Source organism: Pseudodesulfovibrio halophilus DSM 5663, from assembly GCF_059568665.1.
Genome location: NZ_JCANTV010000010.1, coordinates 38,522 through 56,371 on the forward strand (window position 1 = coordinate 38,522; position 17,850 = coordinate 56,371).

Annotated in this window: 16 protein-coding genes and 1 tRNA gene; 7 read left to right on the forward strand and 10 right to left on the reverse strand. The window is 59.4% G+C overall.

Features of this window, described 5'->3' with window-relative positions; genetic code table 11:
• Positions 1-10: 10 nt before the first annotated feature.
• Complete coding sequence (gene argB / locus BR24_RS07080) at positions 11-922, reverse strand: acetylglutamate kinase (protein WP_496540799.1); 912 nt, start codon at positions 920-922, stop codon at positions 11-13.
• Between the two features lie 169 nt (positions 923-1,091).
• Here argB and BR24_RS07085 point away from each other — a divergent pair, with 169 nt between their 5' ends.
• Positions 1,092-2,285 carry a putative sulfate/molybdate transporter gene (locus tag BR24_RS07085; RefSeq protein ID WP_496540800.1) on the forward strand — a complete coding sequence of 398 codons (1,194 nt, stop codon included), beginning with the start codon at positions 1,092-1,094 and terminating at the stop codon, positions 2,283-2,285.
• Positions 2,286-2,367: 82 nt separating this feature from the next.
• On the opposite strand, the gene BR24_RS07090 is transcribed toward BR24_RS07085, so the two are convergent.
• Positions 2,368-2,952: a tetratricopeptide repeat protein gene (locus BR24_RS07090; protein WP_496540801.1), complete on the reverse strand. Its 585-nt coding sequence runs from the start codon at positions 2,950-2,952 to the stop codon at positions 2,368-2,370.
• A 200-nt stretch (positions 2,953-3,152) separates the two neighbouring features.
• Here BR24_RS07090 and BR24_RS07095 point away from each other — a divergent pair, with 200 nt between their 5' ends.
• The gene (locus BR24_RS07095) at positions 3,153-3,659 is read left to right on the forward strand and encodes a peptidylprolyl isomerase (RefSeq protein WP_496540802.1); all 507 of its coding nucleotides are present in this window, start codon (positions 3,153-3,155) and stop codon (positions 3,657-3,659) included.
• Positions 3,660-3,701: 42 nt separating this feature from the next.
• Here BR24_RS07095 and BR24_RS07100 read toward each other — a convergent pair whose 3' ends face one another.
• The 4 genes from BR24_RS07100 to BR24_RS07115 form a co-directional block, all read right to left on the reverse strand.
• Positions 3,702-5,990 carry a GGDEF domain-containing protein gene (locus BR24_RS07100; protein ID WP_496540803.1) on the reverse strand — a complete coding sequence of 763 codons (2,289 nt, stop codon included), beginning with the start codon at positions 5,988-5,990 and terminating at the stop codon, positions 3,702-3,704.
• A gap of 661 nt (positions 5,991-6,651) precedes the next feature.
• Positions 6,652-7,986 carry a B12-binding domain-containing radical SAM protein gene (locus tag BR24_RS07105; protein WP_496540804.1) on the reverse strand — a complete coding sequence of 445 codons (1,335 nt, stop codon included), beginning with the start codon at positions 7,984-7,986 and terminating at the stop codon, positions 6,652-6,654.
• 480 nt (positions 7,987-8,466) lie between these two features.
• Positions 8,467-8,542, reverse strand: a tRNA-Ala gene (locus BR24_RS07110).
• Positions 8,543-8,627: 85 nt separating this feature from the next.
• A complete protein-coding gene (locus BR24_RS07115; protein ID WP_496540805.1) occupies positions 8,628-10,136 on the reverse strand; it encodes a glycosyltransferase family protein in 1,509 nt (502 codons plus the stop codon).
• 67 nt (positions 10,137-10,203) lie between these two features.
• Between BR24_RS07115 and BR24_RS07120 the strand changes: the two genes are divergently transcribed.
• The 5 genes from BR24_RS07120 to ruvB all read left to right on the forward strand — a co-directional run bounded on the left by BR24_RS07120 (position 10,204) and on the right by ruvB (position 13,867).
• Positions 10,204-10,803 (forward strand): RlmE family RNA methyltransferase, encoded by a 600-nt coding sequence (locus BR24_RS07120; protein ID WP_496540806.1) that lies wholly within the window; start codon positions 10,204-10,206, stop codon positions 10,801-10,803.
• A gap of 47 nt (positions 10,804-10,850) precedes the next feature.
• Positions 10,851-11,597 (forward strand): YebC/PmpR family DNA-binding transcriptional regulator, encoded by a 747-nt coding sequence (locus tag BR24_RS07125; RefSeq protein ID WP_496540807.1) that lies wholly within the window; start codon positions 10,851-10,853, stop codon positions 11,595-11,597.
• A 3-nt stretch (positions 11,598-11,600) separates the two neighbouring features.
• Positions 11,601-12,110 (forward strand): crossover junction endodeoxyribonuclease RuvC, encoded by a 510-nt coding sequence (gene ruvC, locus BR24_RS07130; protein ID WP_496540808.1) that lies wholly within the window; start codon positions 11,601-11,603, stop codon positions 12,108-12,110.
• Positions 12,111-12,251: 141 nt separating this feature from the next.
• On the forward strand, positions 12,252-12,878 hold the full coding sequence (gene ruvA / locus BR24_RS07135) for a Holliday junction branch migration protein RuvA (RefSeq protein WP_496540809.1): 627 nt from the start codon (positions 12,252-12,254) through the stop codon (positions 12,876-12,878).
• Positions 12,875-13,867 carry a Holliday junction branch migration DNA helicase RuvB gene (ruvB, locus tag BR24_RS07140; protein ID WP_496540810.1) on the forward strand — a complete coding sequence of 331 codons (993 nt, stop codon included), beginning with the start codon at positions 12,875-12,877 and terminating at the stop codon, positions 13,865-13,867. The genes ruvA and ruvB overlap by 4 nt, the downstream gene beginning before the upstream one ends.
• Before the next feature lie 101 nt (positions 13,868-13,968).
• On the opposite strand, the gene BR24_RS07145 is transcribed toward ruvB, so the two are convergent.
• The 4 genes from BR24_RS07145 to BR24_RS07160 are packed head-to-tail and all read right to left on the reverse strand — an operon-like array spanning position 13,969 to position 17,838.
• Entirely contained in the window at positions 13,969-14,976 is a 1,008-nt protein-coding gene (locus tag BR24_RS07145) for an ABC transporter ATP-binding protein (RefSeq protein WP_496540811.1), read from the reverse strand.
• Entirely contained in the window at positions 14,969-15,940 is a 972-nt protein-coding gene (locus tag BR24_RS07150; protein ID WP_496540812.1) for an ABC transporter ATP-binding protein, read from the reverse strand. The genes BR24_RS07145 and BR24_RS07150 overlap by 8 nt, the downstream gene beginning before the upstream one ends.
• A gap of 3 nt (positions 15,941-15,943) precedes the next feature.
• Positions 15,944-16,861 (reverse strand): ABC transporter permease, encoded by a 918-nt coding sequence (locus BR24_RS07155; protein WP_496540813.1) that lies wholly within the window; start codon positions 16,859-16,861, stop codon positions 15,944-15,946.
• A complete protein-coding gene (locus BR24_RS07160; protein WP_496540814.1) occupies positions 16,861-17,838 on the reverse strand; it encodes an ABC transporter permease in 978 nt (325 codons plus the stop codon). Before BR24_RS07160 ends, BR24_RS07155 begins: the two co-directional genes overlap by 1 nt.
• Positions 17,839-17,850 lie beyond the last annotated feature (12 nt).

Below are 17,850 nucleotides of genomic sequence, written 5' to 3' on the forward strand. Positions count from 1 at the left end.
GAGGAGGAAGCTAGTCGGGCGTGATTTCCGTGCCGATGCCGGACTTGGTGAACATCTCCAGCAGTACGCAGTTTTCCACGCGGCCGTCGATGATGTGGGCCTTTTCCACCTCGGGCAGGGCTTCGAGGCAGCACTTGATCTTGGGGATCATGCCGCCCTTGGCGGTGCCGTCCTCGATGACGCCGAACGCCTCGGTGCGGGTCATGGAGGTGATGAGCTCGCCGTCCTTGTCCAGCAGGCCGGGGACGTCGGTAAGCAGATGCAGCCGCTTGGCGCCGAGCTTGGCGGCCACGGCGCCGGCCACCGAGTCCGCGTTGATGTTGTAGGTGTTGCCCTCCTCATCCACGCCCACGGGCGCGATGACGGGGATGAAACCGGACTGCTCCATGGAGCGGATGACGTCCACGTTCACGTCGGCCACCTCGCCGACCTTGCCGAGGTCGATGATCTCGGGGGCGGTCTCGTCGTCGCTTTCGATGGCCAGCTCCTTGGGTTCGGCGCGGATGAGCATGCCGTCCTTGCCGGACAGGCCCACGGCCTTGCCGCCGTGCATGTTCAGCAGGTTGACGATCTGCTTGTTGACCTTGCCAACGAGCACCATCTCGACCACGTCCATGGTGGCGTCGTCGGTGACGCGATAGCCCTGTCGAAATACTGTCGGAATCTTCAGGGCCTCGAGCATTTCGCCGATCTGGGGACCGCCGCCGTGCACGATGACCGGGTTGACGCCGATGAACTTGAGCAGCACCACGTTCAGCGCGAAGGCGCGCTTGAGGTCTTCGTCGATCATGGCGTTGCCGCCGTACTTGATGACCACGGTCTGCTTGTAGAATTCGCGGATGAACGGCAGCGTCTCGATGATGCTGCCCGCCTGAAGCTGGTAGCGCTTCATGTCGCGTTGGCCGATGGGTTTCTTTTCCATTGTGTTCCTCGTCTTCTTGATTCCGTTGACGGATAGTTGCCCGCCCGGAGCGCGGCTGTCAACATCCATGGCGCGGAAGAAGGCAAGGAAGGTGTCGTGAATCCGGCGGGATGCCCTTGTCAGGAGGGGCGGAAATCACCTATCGTGACCGGCAACCAAGGAGGACGCGGTGAAGGAGTTCCGATTCAACCGGGTGGAATTCGCCGGATCGCTCGGCGATCTGGGAACCCTGCTCCCGCTGGCCATGGGCATGATAATGGTCAACGGGCTGGACCCTGTGGGCCTCTTCGTCACCGTGGGGCTGCTCTATGTGCTCGGCGGCAGCTACTACCGCGTGCCCATCGCCGTGCAGCCAATGAAGGTGATCAGCGCCTACGCCATCGTCACTGCCGCCTCGCAGGCGCAGATAATGGCCTCCGGCTGGCTCATGGCCGCCTGCCTGCTTTTTCTGGGCCTGACCGGGCTCGTGGACAACGTGGCCCGGATGATTCCCAAACCCGTCATACGCGGCGTGCAGCTCTCAACAGGTATCCTGCTCATGTCCAAAGGGGCGGGCTTCATAGCCGGGACGTCCCCGTTTCAGCAGGGGCAGGGCATGGCGGAACCGTTTCTCGCCTTCCAGATGGTCGGCCCCGTCCCCGTGGGCATCATCATAGGGGGACTCCTCGGCGTCGCCGCGCTGCTGCTTCTGGACAACAAGCGGTATCCCGCCGGGCTCGTGGTGGTCGCCGCAGGCGCCCTGTGCGGACTGCTGCTCGGTGCCGCTTCCGGGCTGGGCAAACTCTCCACCGGATTCAACCCGCCGCCGCTGCTGCCGTTCGGATTTCCCTCCGGTGCGGATTTCACGCTGGCCCTGTTCACCCTCGTATTGCCGCAGCTGCCCATGACGGTGGGCAACGCCGTCATCGCCAACCGCGACCTGAGCCTTGAATATTTCGGCGAGAACAGCAGGAGGGTCACCGACCGCGCGCTGTGCGTGACCATGGGCATCGCCAACGCCGTAGGCGCGCTGTTAGGCGGCATGCCTCTGTGTCACGGGGCCGGAGGGCTGGCGGCGCATTATCGCTTCGGCGCCCGCACCGGCGGGTCGAACGTCATCATCGGCGCCATTTTTCTTGCTTTGGCGATTCTCTTCGGGACGGGCATCCTGAACATCCTGCACCTGCTGCCCATGGCCGCGCTCGGCGTACTGCTGATCTTTGCCGGGGCACAGCTGGGGTTGACCATACTGGACATGCGCCAGCGGGATGAGCTGTTCGTGATTCTGGTGATGGTGGGCGTGGCGCTGGCCTTCAATCTGGCGTGGGCCTTCGGGGTGGGGCTGTTGGTGGCATGGGTTCTGCGACGTGGTGTTTCCATCTGATCCGGTCGCTCTGTCGATTTTCTGCCAATAAAAAAGCGGACGGAGAGAGCTCCGCCCGCTTTGTTGGTTGCCGTGTGCGTCCTTACTGTTTTTCCAGCGCCATCTTGATGAACTCCCGCACGGGCATCCCGTTGGGTGCCTTGGCGTCCGGGTCGATCTCCAGAACGCGGCGCCATGTCTTGGCCGCTTCCTGTGCGTTCTCCAGATCATAGAACAGGACGATGCCCTTGTTGAACAGCGGGGTAATGTGTACCGGGTCCAGCTCCATGGCCTTGTCGAAGGCCTCGATGGCCTTTTCCGGTTTGCCGGTGCGGCGATACATCACGCCGAGGTCCGACCACACGCCGGGTTTGGACGGGTCCAGTTCCAGCGCCTTTTCATACGCCTCCACCGCCTTTGCAGGGCGGTCGTGGTCGAAGTAGTGATTGCCCAACGCGGTCCATGCGCGCGGGTCCTCGGGGTGGTTCTCCACCGCCTGCACGAGCTTGCCGGACTGATCCTGCGTCGGAGCCTGCGTGGGCATCTGTGCCGGTGCCTGCGCCTGATGGGCGCTGCCGCCCGAGCCGGAACTCATGGTCATGACAGTGACCGCGTTGCTCACGAACGCCCCGGCGAGAAAGGCGAGGACCGCCACGATAATGGTCTTGGAATTGCCTTTTTCGGCCATACGGTTCCTCCGTTTTCTTGCGTTTGAGCCGGAAATCGTACCCGTTTCGCTCCTGAAAGGCCACGATAAAATATATACACCCGGGGTAGGGAATGGTTGCCTCGGGAGGCTTGCCGTTTCGCGGATGTGCGGGTATCTTGCGCCTCCCGAAAACAATGCAAGGAGGGGCAGCCAGCTGCCGTTCGCCAGGAGATGAAGAAATGGAAAATCCGCTTGTCCTGCTTGAGACCCCCGCAGGGGAAATACTCGTTGAACTGTATCCCGACAAAGCGCCCGAGAGCGTCCGCAATTTCCTCGAATACGTGGACGAAGGGTTCTACGACGGAACGCTCTTCCACCGGGTCATCAAGGGATTCATGATTCAGGGCGGCGGTCTGACGTTCTCCATGGAGGAGAAGCCCGCGCGCGAGGCTATCGCAAACGAGGCGAACAACGGTCTCTCCAACGTGGAAGGCTCCCTCGCCATGGCCCGCGAACCCGAGGCGCACAGCGCCCGGGCCCAGTTTTTCATCAACGTGGCCGACAACTCGGACATCGACTACAGGGACGACTCCGACGAGGGCTTCGGCTACTGCGTGTTCGGTCAGGTGGTGGATGGAATGGATGCGGTGACGAAGATCGCCAAATCCAAGACGCGTTCCTTTCAGGGGTTCGACGACGTGCCGGTTGACCCGGTCTCCATCATCGCGGCCTACCGCTTCGAGTAGGAGCTGCGGAGGCTCGACCCTTCGCGCTTTTCTGCAGGCGGCTTAACGGTCGATGCATTCGATTTCCGCGCTGCCGAGCGGCGGGCGGCGGTCCATGGCCACGGAGTTTCCGGGCATGGACTTGGCGTATTTCTTGATGTGAGCGGCGCGTTCGCCCACTTCCATAAGGGAGCAGGGGGCCACGACCTCGAGCACGCCCATGGATACGCTGACGATCGGATATTCGCGCTCAAGCCCGTCCCGCCCCTTGGCCTTGATCCAGCCGGCCTTGCGGTCCTCTTCGGTATAACATCCCTTTACCGTACGCTGGAAACAGCGCCGGATGGACTGACAGGTGCGCTCGACGGCCTGTTTGGAGGTGATGACCACGAAGTCGTCACCGCCGATGTGGCAGGCGAGCGCGTCCGAAGGGCCATGCTTGCGCGTGGCCCAGGTTATGATGTCCGCGCAAAGCTTGATGATGCGGTCGCCGTTTCGAAAGCCGTAGGAATCATTATAGACTTTGAAGTTGTCCAGATCCGCGTAGATGATGCAGAACTGTTCCGAGCGCTGCATCCGGGCCTCCAGTTCCTGCTCGATGGCCACGTTTCCCGGCAGCCCGGTGAGCGGGTTCGTGCCTTTGGCCATCTCCACCTGCACCTTGGCGAGCGTGTCGAGCAGCTTCTGAACCGATACGGTGCCGTACAGCTTGCCGCGTCGCACCACGATGACCTCGTCGTAGGCCTTCATGGCGTCACGGTCCATGGCGAGGCGGGCCGCCTGTTCCACGGGCATGGATGCGTCCACGATGAGCGGATTGTCATCCATGACCGACGTGACTTCGCGCTTGTAGTACAGGGCCACGCCGTACTGCGAGGAGAGCTGCCTGTTGAGATAGTATTCCGTCACGAGGCCGGTGGGGCTCTCGTTCTCGGTTACGACAAGACTGGAGAACTGGTTGTTTCTCTTGAAGAAGTCCTGCGCAAAGGACACCAGCGCGTCCGGAGCGATGGCGTGTGGCGCTTCAACCACTTCTCCCACCGGAATGGAGCAGGTAACCATCTTGTGGGAAACCTGGGCGATGGACTTGAGCTCGTCCCAGTTGTTGTGGGCGTTGCGTTTGTGCCTGCTCGGTCGGCCGAGGTAATACCCCTGTCCGCAGTGCACGCCGATGTCCATGAGACAGATGGCCTGATCGCGGTTTTCGATGCCTTCCGCCACGATCCGGGAGCCGATCTTGTCAGCAAAGCTGGTGATTGTTTCGGCCAGAGCGCGTTTTACCGGATCCCGATGGATGTCCAGAATCAGGGACTTGTCCAGTTTTATGTATTCGGGCTGCAGTTCCGCGATGGCGGAGAGCCCGGAGTAGCCTGCGCCAACGTCGTCCACTGCAACCAGAAATCCCTGACTGCGGTAATGCGCGAGCGTCTTGTAGAACAGGCCGAAATCCTGAACGCTCTGTCGTTCGGTGATTTCGAAGACCACGTTTTCCGGGGCGAGTCCCTGACGTTCGAGGAGGTCGAGGGTGTTGCCGGGGGTGAAGAGAGGGTCGGCGAGGGTCTTCGGGTGGATGTTGAGAAATATCTTCTGATGCTGATTCATGGAGCCGAGGCCGCTGATGGCCCGCTCGCGGCATAGCTGCTCGAGGCGGAACAGGCTGCCGAGCGGCTCCGCCAGCTCGAAGAGCATCAGCGGGGATTCCAGTCTGCTGTTGCGGGGACCGCGCGCCAGCGCCTCCCAGCCGTGCACTTCCCCTTGGCGCAGGTCGAGTATGGGCTGATAGCTCGACCGAATGCGCCCGTTGTTGAGGATATCCTCGAACTCCGCGGCAATGCGAGTGTTGCGAAGCTCCAGCGGAAGGGAGGCCATGCGGCGCGCTTCGGACAGAGCGGCGGGGAGCTCGAGGACGTCGCCTGCCTCGTTGGTGCCTGTCATGGAGTACCCCACGCCCACTTCCATGCCTATGCCGGTCCATTGCAGCATGGTTTTCTTGAGCGCGCTCTGAAGCCGCACTTTGACGGCATATGTCAGGTCAGCCGGATCGGGCTGGCTGTTTTCGCCGCAATCCCATGCGATTATGTACTCACCCGGCTCGGACGGCAATGCTCTGGTTCGATGCTCCGGGAGCACTTCATCCACGACTTCGCGCACGGCTCTGGAGAGCTCGGTTTCGATGCGTTCGGTTATTTCGCTTCCGTAGACCCCGTTATAGAGGGCGAAGTCGCGGATGGTGACGAGCAGAACGATGACCGGCCTGCTGAGGTCCGGCGTCCATGGTTGCAGTCCGGCCTTGCAAGAGGGCTGACTGAGATCGTCCTGATGGCGAATTCTGGAAAGGAAAGATCGTAACATGGTCTGTGTGTCCCGCTTGTTTCAATAAGGTCACCCGCCATTGGTACTCGGAATGAATGCTGCTGTGTTACGATTCGGTGGTCTTGATGAGAAGAATGGGAAAAGGATTGGTGAAAACTGGTGAGGAGTATGTCGGAATCCATTGAAAATGGATGGCCTTGCCGTTTCGTGTGGAATTAAGGCTTAGATTACAAGCTGAATCGGGGCTGCAATTAGGTACACCATGGTGATGAAGTTTGCCGCGTTTCGGTGCCCTCTCGCTCTAGCCCAAGCTGCTTGAAAGAGTCTCTTAAGGCCTTCCTGTCGTGTGTTCGTGTACAGTGGATTTCAGCGTTTGATTATTCGAAGAAGGTGCTTCTCGAATGATCCAAGGGCATTCATGGTGGGGTCAAACAGTGGGTCATTTTCCACGTTTTCAGCGGCAAGGAGACTGTTCATTATCAAGACTTTGACCAGTGACCCGCCATGGGGGCAACACCAAGCCAAGCGTAAACGCTTCTTCAGCAAGCATAGAGGTCTCCTTGCTCAAGGAGTTCCCTGTGTCCATAGCGCTTGGTCATATTTCACATGCAACGCCCTAGGACCAATTTGTTTTGAGGCCGAGATACAAAAGCAACGTGCCTTGTGAAGACTTGAAACAGCAAAAATCCTATTTAACTTATTATCTTACATGTTTTGATTTTATATAAGTCTGAAGATCGTCCATGGCGGCCAGAAGCTGTGCATAGCTAGTGTAAGAATCATGCTTGTAAAGCAATTCTTCTTTGTTGTTGTATTGCAGCCAGTCATTGTGCAAGACTTTACCTTCTCTGATGAAGTCCCAGAAAAATTTTGAACCGGGACGCATGTAGAGAATAGAAACCGAGCATTGTTGAGGATGTATGCGGTCGATGAATTCTTTCATCATCTCCAAGCTACGTGGCGTCTCACCAGGAAGCCCAACTGTAAGATAAGCGTCCATGCGTAAGTCGATGTCAAGAGCGTGGCGGTATAGTTCCACGGCCTGTTTCATGCTGAATCTTTTGTTCATTTTCTTTTGCACCACGGGGTCAAGGCTTTCAATGCCGATCCCCACCTGCGCCACGTTTCGACTTTTCAGGTAGTCCAAGTACTTTTTATCAAGGGAGTCTACCCGCTCCGTGATGTGAAGGGGAATGCCATTGTGATTTTCATGAATCCAATCCAGCATTTCTACAGCAAAAGGACGGACAGCGGAAAAAGTAGCGTCTTTGAAACGGACTTCTTCGGGCTTATATTGCGTGAACAGCATGTTAAGCACGGACTTAGCGTAGTTCACGGGCCAGGCGAAGAATCGTCGATTGCTTAAAGCTTTGTTGCCGCAGAAACCGCAACGGAACGGGCACCCGCTGCTGATGCGGGTGGTGAGCTTGCGTTTGCCAGTCTTGGATTGGATGTGGTCAAGATATCGTCTCGTCTGGAAGGCTTCGAAATCAGGCACGGGGGCCTGGCCGTAAATCTTGTTGAAATTCGGGCGAGGTTTTTCAATCCGGCCCAACTCACCGCTTCGGACAAGGTAGCCACTTTCTTTGTTTAAAGGCGTATCGGCTGCCACCGCCGCAAGTGCGGCCCGAACGCCGTGAACGATATCCCCGTTTACGAAATAACATCCATTCAGTGAATATTTTTGCAGAATTTCGAGCAGTGGGCTTGAGGTAGGCAGCATTATCCCAAGTGTGGGCCACGGCATTTCAAGGAATTTGCGTTCATCAGCGAGATTGAAAAACTGGACTGGAACGATGAGCAGGTCGGGATTGATCTGCTCCAGTTTACGGTGCATGCTCTCAAACGGAATTTCTTCAATCTGACAGTCCATGCAGTGCACCTTAATCTCTTTGAAGCGTTTGGCTTCGGCAGCGAGTTGTGGCAGCAGCAGCATGGCTTCAGGGACGTTCTTTGGTGTGCCGAGGTCGGTATTTTCGTAGTTGACGAACTTGCCATCAGAGCGTGGTGGTTTGAGAATAACGACGTTTTTCACAAAAAATACTCCATGAGTTTGATAAAGCTATCAATACTCCCTTAAGTTAGTGGAGCCTAGAAAAGTCTTTTTTCCACTTACGAAGAGGCCACCTTATATTGCCTTGACCTGGCTTGGGGGATCAAGTCCAAAAAAGTAGGGGCTCCCACGTTTTGTATGGAATTCAGGCTTTGGATACAAGATAAATCGGGGCGGTAGCTAGGTACACTCTGGTGGTGAAGTTTGCCGCGTTCCGGTACCCTGTCGCTCAGACCCAAGATGCAAGGAGAAACCAGTCTCTTCTGGTCTTGCTCGTTAAAGAAAAGGGGATGGGCATGCGGCCAGCCTCCTGTTCGAAGTGGATGCGGTCGCTACCGCGCCCGCGTTTTTTTCGCACGCTGTGCAGTATGAAAAAGGGGGGTGTTCGCTCAGTGGGTAGCTATAGGGTAGCAAAAAAGAAAACGGTTGCATGCAGTAATACATGCAACCGTTTGTTTTTCTTGGTGGAGACGAAGAGATTTGAACTCTCGACCCCTGCCTTGCGAAGGCAGTGCTCTCCCAGCTGAGCTACGTCCCCGTTGGTGGAAGGATTTTTAGCCCCAAAAGGGGGGCGGCGGCAAGACTTTTTTCGCCATGTGCGCGGTTCGGCTTGAAAAAGGCCGTCAATCCAGCCCGAGCTTTTTCAGGAGCGTGGTGATGCGGTTCTCGTAGGTGTGTTCCAACAGAATCAGCGATTCCCACGCGGCGCGCAGTTCACGCCGGAAGGCTTCGTTGGCGGAAAACTCGTCCATGAGGGCGGATATGTCCTTCGGCGTCCTGAAGCTGACCGCCCGCACGAGGTCGTGCGGGAAAATGTCCAGCCCCGGGGTTTCGTCCGTGAGCAGGAAGCCCCCAGCGCACCAGACGTCGAAATGACGCTGGGTCAGCCCGGCCGGGAGCAGAGGGCTGGTCATGTTCAGCGTGAAAGGGGCAGTGCGGTATACCGCGGGCAGGTGCGCGTAATAATCCAGCATGGGGCGCACGTCGAGCAGACCTTCGCTTTTCCAGCCGTCGTCGCCGAACACCGTGAGATTCTCCACGGCCTGCAAACACATGCTGCGCCAGCGTTTGCCGGATTCCTCGGCGCCCAGCGACGGCTTGCGGACCGCGTTGTCGGGCCAGAGCGCGTCGATGCCGAGGCGTTCACGCCACCAGAACCAGTCCGGCCGTTCGCCGCGTAGCAGCATGGCCTCCGCCTCTCGCATGGCCTCGTCTGGAAGGGAGAGGCCGGCGTAAAAAGCATCCTTTTTGGGAAACTCGGAGCGACCGACAAAGATCGGATGCTTGGATACGTCCCCTGCGTGCTCAGGCAGATGTCCCCCCTCGCGGAAGGTCTCGGGACTGGCCGCCAGCGGCAGATGGTGCACGCTCTTCGCGCCCTGCGACTCAAGCAACGGTATGAAGCTGGCGTCCGTAACGAACAGGTCTGCTTCCTTCCAGAACGGGGACTTCATCCACGGCAGCAGGTTGAACGGATTGTCCACCATCCAGATCGCCACGCGAACGCCTGCTTCACGCAGCAGGTTGAAGCCGAGTCCGAACGGATCCAGCCCCTTGAAGTTCACCGAAAAGAACAGCTCGGGCTTCTTCTGTTCGAGCATTCCGGGCAGCTCTGTGCCGGGCGATCGCTCCACAGCTTCGGCGTCCGGGATGGAGACGGCGATGTCCCCGGCCTGAAAAGCCCGGGACAGCTCCTTGCCCAGCAGGTCTTCGGTCTGGTAGGGGAGCCAGACCCGGCGCTTGGCGCAGCGCGACCTCGAGCCCGTCGCGGCCAGCCGTCCGGCCAGCGGCCCCCAGAACGAGGGGAACGCCTTGAGGTTGGGCCGGTACCGCACCACGCGTACCTGTCCGGCGAAATCCGAAGTGAACATTTCCGGTTCGATGCGCCAGAACGAGCTCGGAATACGCGATGCGAAATCCGGGATCTGCTGTTCGAAGTCCGGGCATTCGATGAAGAGCGGAGCCCGGTATTCGGGAAACAGCTCCGGCAGCCGTTCCGGTTCCGGCCCGAGGCCGAGAAACACGGTTTCCACGCCTGAGCCGAAGATTTCGAAGTGTTCCTTCTCGGCGGGCATGGTCTGTTTTCGACCCAGTTCGTTGACGATGCGCTGGCGCTCGGGACGGTTGCTCATGGGAAAACTTGGCTTGTGCGGCGGATTCGGCTAAAGAAGCTCCACGCCGCAGATGGAGGCATATGCCGTGAAACAATACAAGGACCACTATTTCAAGCGGGCCAAGCAGGATAACTATCCGGCCCGGTCCGTCTACAAACTGCAGGAAATCGACAAGCGGTTTCAGATATTCAAGGGCGCGAAGACGGTCATCGACCTCGGCGCGGCCCCCGGGTCGTGGACGCTCTGGGCTGCCAAAAAGGTCGCCAAGGGCGGCCGGGTTCTCGGCGTGGACATTCAGGACACGGACACCGTCTTTCCGGAAAACGTCACCTTTCTGCAGGAGGACGTCTTTTCCGACTCGCCGGATCTTCTGGCCGCCATGGAGCCGCTTCTCCCGTTCGACCTCGTCATAAGCGACATGGCACCCAAAACCACCGGCGTCAAGTTCGCGGATCAGGCCAACAGTCTTGAACTGTGCGAAAAAGCGTTTGAAATCGCTCTGAAGCACCTCAAAAAGGGCGGCCACTTCGTGGTCAAGAACTTCGAGGGACCGGATACCAAGGGGTACATCGACGGCATCCGTCCGAGCTTCGGCAAGGTCAAGACCTTCAAGCCCAAGAGCAGCCGTGCGGAAAGCAAGGAGGTCTTCATTGTCGGACTTGGCTTCAAGGGCGATGACGGGTAATATACTCGCGCCACAACATTCAGGATACGATTCTCAGGAGGAAATACATGGCTGGACACAGTAAATGGGCCAACATTCAGCACCGCAAAGGCCGTCAGGACGCCAAAAAGGCGAAATTTTTCACCAAGGCGGCCAAGGACATCATCCTCGCCGCCAAGGCCGGCGGCGGCAACCCCGAGGACAACTCCGCGCTGCGGCTGGCAATCCAGAAGGCCAAGCAGGTCAACCTGCCCAAGGACAGGATTGAAAACGCCATCAAGAAGGGCACCGGCGAGATCGCGGGCGGCGACATCCACGAAGTCTCTTACGAGGGGTATGCTCCCGGCGGCGTGGCAATGCTCATCGAGGCTGCCACCGACAACAAGAACCGCACCGTGGCCGAAATCCGCCACCTGCTGACTAAGCATGGCGGAAACATGGGCGAGGCCGGTTCCGTGGCCTGGATGTTCAACAAGAAGGGCGTCATCACCTTCAAGAAGGAATCCTACTCCGAGGATGACCTCATGGAAGTGGGCCTCGAAGCCGGTGCGGAAGACATCATCGACGAGGGGGAAATGCTCTCCGTGCACTGCGCCCCCTCCGAATACGTTGCCGTCCAGCAGGCCTTTGACGAAGCGGAGATGACCTATGAATCCTCCGAGCTGCAGCAGGTGCCCGAGAACCTCGTGCCCGTGGACAAGGAGACCGGCCAGAAGGTCATCAAGCTCATGGACTTCATCGAAGACAACGACGACGTGCAGAACATATACGTCAATGCCGATTTCCCCGACGATCTGATGGAAGGCATGGAATAACGCATGGATGACGCCTGCGGCCTCGTGGTCATCGGCCTTGACCCCGGCTCGCGGGTGACGGGCTACGGCATCATCCGGGAGCTGTCCGGTCAGGTCAGTCTTGTGGAAACTGGAACCATCCGGACACCGGTCAAGAAGCAGATGGCCATGCGGCTGGGGGTGATTCATTCCCGGCTCGCGGAGCTCATAGGCAGCCACTGCCCGGTGGAGGCCGCCATCGAGAGTGTCTTCGTCTCCAAGAGCGCCACGTCGGCCCTCAAGCTGGGGCAGGCGCGCGGTGCCGCCATGGCGGCGTGCGCCGTGGCCGGGCTTTCCGTTGCGGAATACGAGCCGTCCAAGGTCAAGAAGAACCTCGTGGGCGTGGGCAACGCCCCTAAGGATCAGGTCGCCTTCATGGTGGCCCAGACGCTGGGCGTGAAAAAGCCGGACTGGGCCGAAGACGCCTCGGATGCGCTGGCCATAGCCATCTGTCACCTCAACGAGCGGCGGATGCGCAGACTTACCGGCAGTTGACCGAACGATTTCGAAAAGGCCGCTCGCTCCGGGCGGCCTTTTTCATTGGCGTTCGGCCCGCCCCTTTCCTTTGAATGTCTGGCCCTAATGGTATAAAGTGCCTCGTCAGCGGGCGGAAAAGACCGCGCCCCCGGAGAAATCATGATCGCATATCTTGAAGGACGACTGCTCGGATTCGACGATACATCGCTTGTGCTGCTCACGCAGGGGGGCGTTGGCTACGAGATTCTGGCGCCGACGACGGTGCTCTCCCGTCTGCCGCAGAAGGGCGGGGAGGTGCAGCTGCATATCCATACCGCCGTCGCGGAAAAGGCCATCGACCTCTACGGCTTCGGCTCCGCCGACGATCTGCGGCTGTTCCGTACGCTCATTTCCATCGACAAGCTCGGTCCCAAGAAGGCGCTGGCCATTCTTTCGAAATTCGACGCCGATCATCTGCGCGAGATAGCTTTTCGCGAGGATGTGGACACCATGGCAACGGTGCCCGGCATCGGCCCCAAGTCCGCCAAGCAGATCCTGTGGTTCCTCAAGGATAAGGTGGACAAGCTCGCCTCCAGTGGCAAGGGCACGACCATCCCGACCCGCGACGCCGCGCCCGCAGGCCCTCAGGGACAGTATTTCGACGCGCTGACAGCCCTGAAGAACCTCGGGTACTCCGAAGAAGAAGTCAGGCCCATGCTCAAGGCCGTCTTTGAAGACGAGCCAGACCTCGACGCGGCCGGTGCCATCCGGGCCACGCTCAAACAGATCGCCAAGGACCGTTCATGAGCAAGTGCACCATGCCGGATGACACCATTCGTCCACGCAAACTCGGAGACTTCATCGGCCAGAACGACCTGCGCGGGAATCTGGAAGTCTTCATCAAGGCCGCTCAGAATGCCGGGACCGCCATGGACCACACGTTGTTCTACGGCAACCCCGGCCTCGGAAAGACCACGCTGGCGCGGATCATTTCATCGGAGTTGGGGGTGAACATGGTCTCCACTTCCGGGCCGGTCATGGAACGCTCCGGTGACCTTGCCGCCATCCTGACCAACCTTGAGCGCGGCGACATCCTTTTCATCGACGAAATTCACCGCATGCCCGCCACGGTCGAGGAAGTGCTGTACCCGGCCATGGAGGACTTCCAGATTGATCTTGTGATCGGATCCGGCCCGGGCGCGCGCACGGTCAAGCTGGACCTTGAGCCGTTCACTCTCGTGGGCGCAACCACTCGCATCGGCCTGCTGACATCGCCGCTTCGCGATCGCTTCGGCTGTATTTTTCGCATTGAGTTCTATTCGCCGGAAGAACTGGCCGCCATCGTCAAACGCGCCTCGACCATCATAGATGTGAAGGTCTCTGACGAGGGCGCCCTGACCATCGGGAAACGCTCCCGCGGTACGCCCCGTATCGCCAACAGGCTGCTTCGCCGTGTGAAGGACTTCGCCTCGGTTCACGGCGACGGCAACATCGACCGCGAACTGGCGGAAATGGCGCTGGACCGGCTCGACGTGGACCCTTACGGGCTGGACCACATGGACCGCCGTATCCTGACGCTGATGATCGAACATTTCGGTGGCGGGCCGGTGGGCGTGAAGACTCTTGCCGCCGCGTGTGCCGAAGAAGTGCGCACCATCGAAGACATCTACGAGCCGTTTCTCATCCAGTGCGGGTTTCTCAAGCGTACCCCGCGCGGGCGCGTCGCCACTCCCAAAGCCTACAAACATCTGCGAATGCGGCTTGAGGACGGCGATGACCAGCTGACACTCATCTGATTGTACCGTCAGTCATGTGGCCTCAGGCCGCGTGTCCCGTAGCCGAAAAAAAAGGCCGCCCCGAGGGGCGGCCTTATTGTATTGTCGGTCGAAACCGGTAGCTAGACCCGACCTTCCTCGATGCCGTGGCAGGCCACGCGGGTTCCGGATTCGAGCGTGAGCAGCTCGGGAACCTCGGTGCGGCAGCGCTCGTCCGCGTGCGGACAGCGTCCGTGGAAGACGCAGCCGCTTGGCAGGTTGATGGGCGTGGGTACGTCGCCGGAGAGGCGAATGTGCCCGCCCGCCTGACCGCCGAGCCTTGGAATGGCCGAGAGCAGGGCGCGGGAGTAGGGGTGTTGCGGGTTGCCGAACAGTTCCTTCACATCCGCCAGTTCGCACAGGCAGCCGAGGTACATCACCGCCACGCGGGTGGAGATGTGTTCCACAACGGACAGGTCGTGACTGATGAACAGGTATGTCAGACCGCGCTGTTCCTGCGCGTCCATCATCAGGTTCAGGATCTGCGCCTGAATGGACACGTCCAGCGCTGCGATGGGTTCGTCCGCAGCCACGAATTCAGGGTCGAGCACGAGAGCCCGCGCGAGGCTGATGCGCTGGCGCTGGCCGCCGGAGAACTCGTGGGCGAAGTTGTCGATCCATGCGGTGTTCACGCCGACCTGATCCATGGTGTTCAGGATGATGTCGCGCACTTCCTTGCGGTTCAGGTTCGGGTTGTGAAACCTGACGGGCTCTTCCAGAATCTGTTTGACGGTCATGCGCGGGTTCAGTGACGCGTATGGGTCCTGAAAGACCATCTGCATGCGCGTGCGATAGGGGCGGCGTCGACGGCCCGTGAGGGTGTCGATGCGCGTGCCGTCGTAGTGGATTTCCCCTGCGTTGGGCTGATACAGCCCCATGACCGTGCGCGCCAGGGTGGACTTGCCGCAGCCGGACTCGCCGACGACCGAGAGGGTCTCGCCCTTGCGGATGTCGAGGCTGACGTTGTTCACGGCTTTGACGAGGGTCTTTTCCCGCGTGACCTTGCCGCCCTTGAAGGACAACTGGTCCACGATGGAGCCGGATATGTCGAAGTGTCTGTCGACGTTCTTGACTTCGAGGAGCTTACTCATTGCAGGCTTCCTCCATGAAGCAGGCCACGAATCCGCCGGCTTCGGTCTGACGCAGCGGCGGCGTCTGTGTGGCGCAGTAGTCCTTGCGGTTCTCGCAGCGCGGACAGAAGGGGCAGCCGTCGGGCATGTCCCTGAGCGAAGGCATCATGCCCGGAATCTGGTTCAGGCGGTTGCCGTGCGCGCTCTGGGGCAGGGCCTTGATGAGTCCCTTTGTATACGGATGCTGCGGATTTTCGATGATGCGTTTCGTGGGGCCGACCTCGACCACGCGTCCGGCGTAGAGCACCGCGATGCGTTGGGTGACTTCGGAAACCACCGCGAGGTCGTGGGTGATGAGCATCAGGCCCATGTTCTCGGTTTCGCAAAGCTCCAGGAGCAGGTCCATTATCTCGGCCTGAATGGTCACGTCGAGCGCGGTGGTGGGCTCGTCCGCGATGATCAGGTTCGGGTTGGTCAGCAGCGAGATGGCGACCACGATGCGCTGGCGCATGCCTCCGGAGAACTCGTGCGGATACTGTTCGAGGCGCTTCTCGGGAGAAGGGATGTAGACCTTCTTGAGCTTGTCGATACAGATCGCCGTGGCTTCCTTGTCGGAGATGTTCATGTGGGCGCGAAGGGTTTCCTTCATCTGGGTGCCCACGGTCAGCACGGGGTTGAGGGTCATCATGGGGTCCTGAAAGATCATGGAGATCCTGTTGCCCCGGATGCGGCGCATCTTCTCGTAGGGATATTTGGAGATGTCCTCGCCCTGGAAGATGACCTCTCCGCCGGATATGAAGCCCGGTTTGGAGATGAGGTTGATTATGGAGAAGCCGAGCACGGATTTTCCTGCGCCGGACTCGCCCACCAGGCCGAGGCGTTCGCCCTTGCCCAGCGAGAGGCTTACGTCCCTCACGGCGCGGACGTTGCCGCTTCGCAGGGCGAACTCCACGCTGAGGTTGTTTATGTCTAGCAGATGTTCCACTGTCTACCCCTTGTACAGTTTGGGGTTCAGGTAATCCCTGAGCCAGTCGCCCAGAAGGTTGATGACCAGAATCAGCGCCACCAGGATGATGCCGGGGAAGATGGTGATCCACCATGCACCGGAGAATATGTACTCGAAGCCCGCGGTGATGAGCGAACCGAGAGAGGGGCGCGTGACCGGCATGCCCAGCCCGAGGAACGAGAGGGCGGCCTCGCTCATGATGGCGTTCGCCACCTGCACGGTGGAGATGACCAGAATGGGCGAGAGGGTGTTTGGCAGAATGTGGCGCCACATGATGCGCTTCTTGGACAGCCCGATAATGCGCGCGGCCTCGACGTATTCCTTCTTGCGTTCGGCAAGCACGTTGGCGCGGATGGTACGGGCGTACTGGGGCCACTCGGCCAGACCGATGATTATGATCAGCAGCGGAATGGCGACCTTGGCGTAGTTGCCCACGCCGAAGACCGTCTGGAAGATGGCCCCGATGAATATCGCCACCATGTATGTCGAGAACGAGAGCTGCACGTCCGCGATGCGCATGAGGATGTTGTCCAGCTTGCGCACGTAGCCGGAGAGCAGGCCCACCACGATGCCGATGACCGCCTGAAGGGCCACGGCGCCGAGACCGATGATGATGGACACGCGCATGCCGTAGAGCATGGTGGAGAGCATGTCGCGGCCCTGCGCGTCGGTGCCGAGCAGGAATTCGGTGGTGCCGCCCTCATACCAGGCCGGGGGCATCTCCGCGTCCATGATGTCGATGGTGGTCGGGTTGTAGGGGTCGTGCGGCGCGATGATGGGTGCGCCGAAGGCCGATACCACCAGGACCAGGAGAATGCCGAAGCTGATGTAGGCGATGGGGTCCCGGAGGAAACTGTAGAGGAAGTAGGATTCCTTGAAGCGTTGCCATTTGGATCTCATTATTTCCGCCCCGTAACCCTGACCATGGGGTTGATCAGTCCGTAGATGATGTCAACCAAGGTGTTTACCATAACGAAGATGAAGCCGACGAAGACGAGGTACGCGACCATGAGCGACGTGTCGGCGCGTTCCACGGATTCGATGAACATGGATCCCATGCCCTGCCAGTTGAACACGGTCTCGGTCAGGATGGTGAACGCCACCATGATGCCGAGCTGGACGCCGCCCACGGTGATGACAGGCAGCAAGGTGTTCTTGAAGGCGTGCACGATCCAGACGCGGCTGGGCTTGATGCCCTTGGCCCACGCGTACTTGACGTACTCGGACTCCAGCACTTCCATCATTTCTGAACGTATGAGCCTGATGAACAGCGGGAGCATGATGGAGGAAAGCGCGATGGACGGCATGATGAGATGTTCGAGTCCGTCGGCAGTCAGGAGACCGCTCTTCCACCATCCGAAAAGGGTGACGGTTTCACCGCGACCATATGACGGCAGCCAGCCGAGTTCGACCGAGAATACATAAATGAGAAGGATGGCCGTCAAAAAGACCGGCATCGAAACCCCGACGATGGACCCCCCCATCGTGAATCTCGAAAACCAGTGTCGTGGTCGTATTGCGCAGAATATTCCCAGCGGAACGGAGAGAAATACTATGATGCAGGCGCTGGCGAATACGAGCTCCAGAGTGGCCGGAGCCTTCTGCATGATGACATCCATGGCGGGCTTCTTGAAGAAGAAGCTCCGGCCCAGATCCCCCTGAACGGCGTTCTTCAGAAAGCGGCCGTACTGCACGAAGAAGGGATCGTTCAGTCCTAGGCGCTCTCGAATCTCCGCCCGCTCTTCGGGGGTGACCCGCTGTCCCACGAGATCGCGGACGGGGTCGCCGAAGTTGTGTTTGATGGCGAAGCCGATGAAGCCGATGATCATCATGACCAGCAAGGCTTGCGCGACTCGCTTTACGATAAAGGCGAACATGTGCGTCTAATC

What these genes read in the sequence shown, in the direction of transcription:
- argB (WP_496540799.1), bottom strand. Translation starts at nt 922, where the DNA reads ATGGAAAAGAAACCCATCGGCCAACGCGACATGAAGCGCTACCAGCTT.
- BR24_RS07090 (WP_496540801.1), bottom strand. Translation starts at nt 2,952, where the DNA reads ATGGCCGAAAAAGGCAATTCCAAGACCATTATCGTGGCGGTCCTCGCC.
- BR24_RS07095 (WP_496540802.1), top strand. Translation starts at nt 3,153, where the DNA reads ATGGAAAATCCGCTTGTCCTGCTTGAGACCCCCGCAGGGGAAATACTC.
- BR24_RS07100 (WP_496540803.1), bottom strand. Translation starts at nt 5,990, where the DNA reads ATGTTACGATCTTTCCTTTCCAGAATTCGCCATCAGGACGATCTCAGT.
- BR24_RS07115 (WP_496540805.1), bottom strand. Translation starts at nt 10,136, where the DNA reads ATGAGCAACCGTCCCGAGCGCCAGCGCATCGTCAACGAACTGGGTCGA.
- BR24_RS07125 (WP_496540807.1), top strand. Translation starts at nt 10,851, where the DNA reads ATGGCTGGACACAGTAAATGGGCCAACATTCAGCACCGCAAAGGCCGT.
- ruvC (WP_496540808.1), top strand. Translation starts at nt 11,601, where the DNA reads ATGGATGACGCCTGCGGCCTCGTGGTCATCGGCCTTGACCCCGGCTCG.
- ruvA (WP_496540809.1), top strand. Translation starts at nt 12,252, where the DNA reads ATGATCGCATATCTTGAAGGACGACTGCTCGGATTCGACGATACATCG.
- ruvB (WP_496540810.1), top strand. Translation starts at nt 12,875, where the DNA reads ATGAGCAAGTGCACCATGCCGGATGACACCATTCGTCCACGCAAACTC.
- BR24_RS07145 (WP_496540811.1), bottom strand. Translation starts at nt 14,976, where the DNA reads ATGAGTAAGCTCCTCGAAGTCAAGAACGTCGACAGACACTTCGACATA.
- BR24_RS07155 (WP_496540813.1), bottom strand. Translation starts at nt 16,861, where the DNA reads ATGAGATCCAAATGGCAACGCTTCAAGGAATCCTACTTCCTCTACAGT.
- BR24_RS07160 (WP_496540814.1), bottom strand. Translation starts at nt 17,838, where the DNA reads ATGTTCGCCTTTATCGTAAAGCGAGTCGCGCAAGCCTTGCTGGTCATG.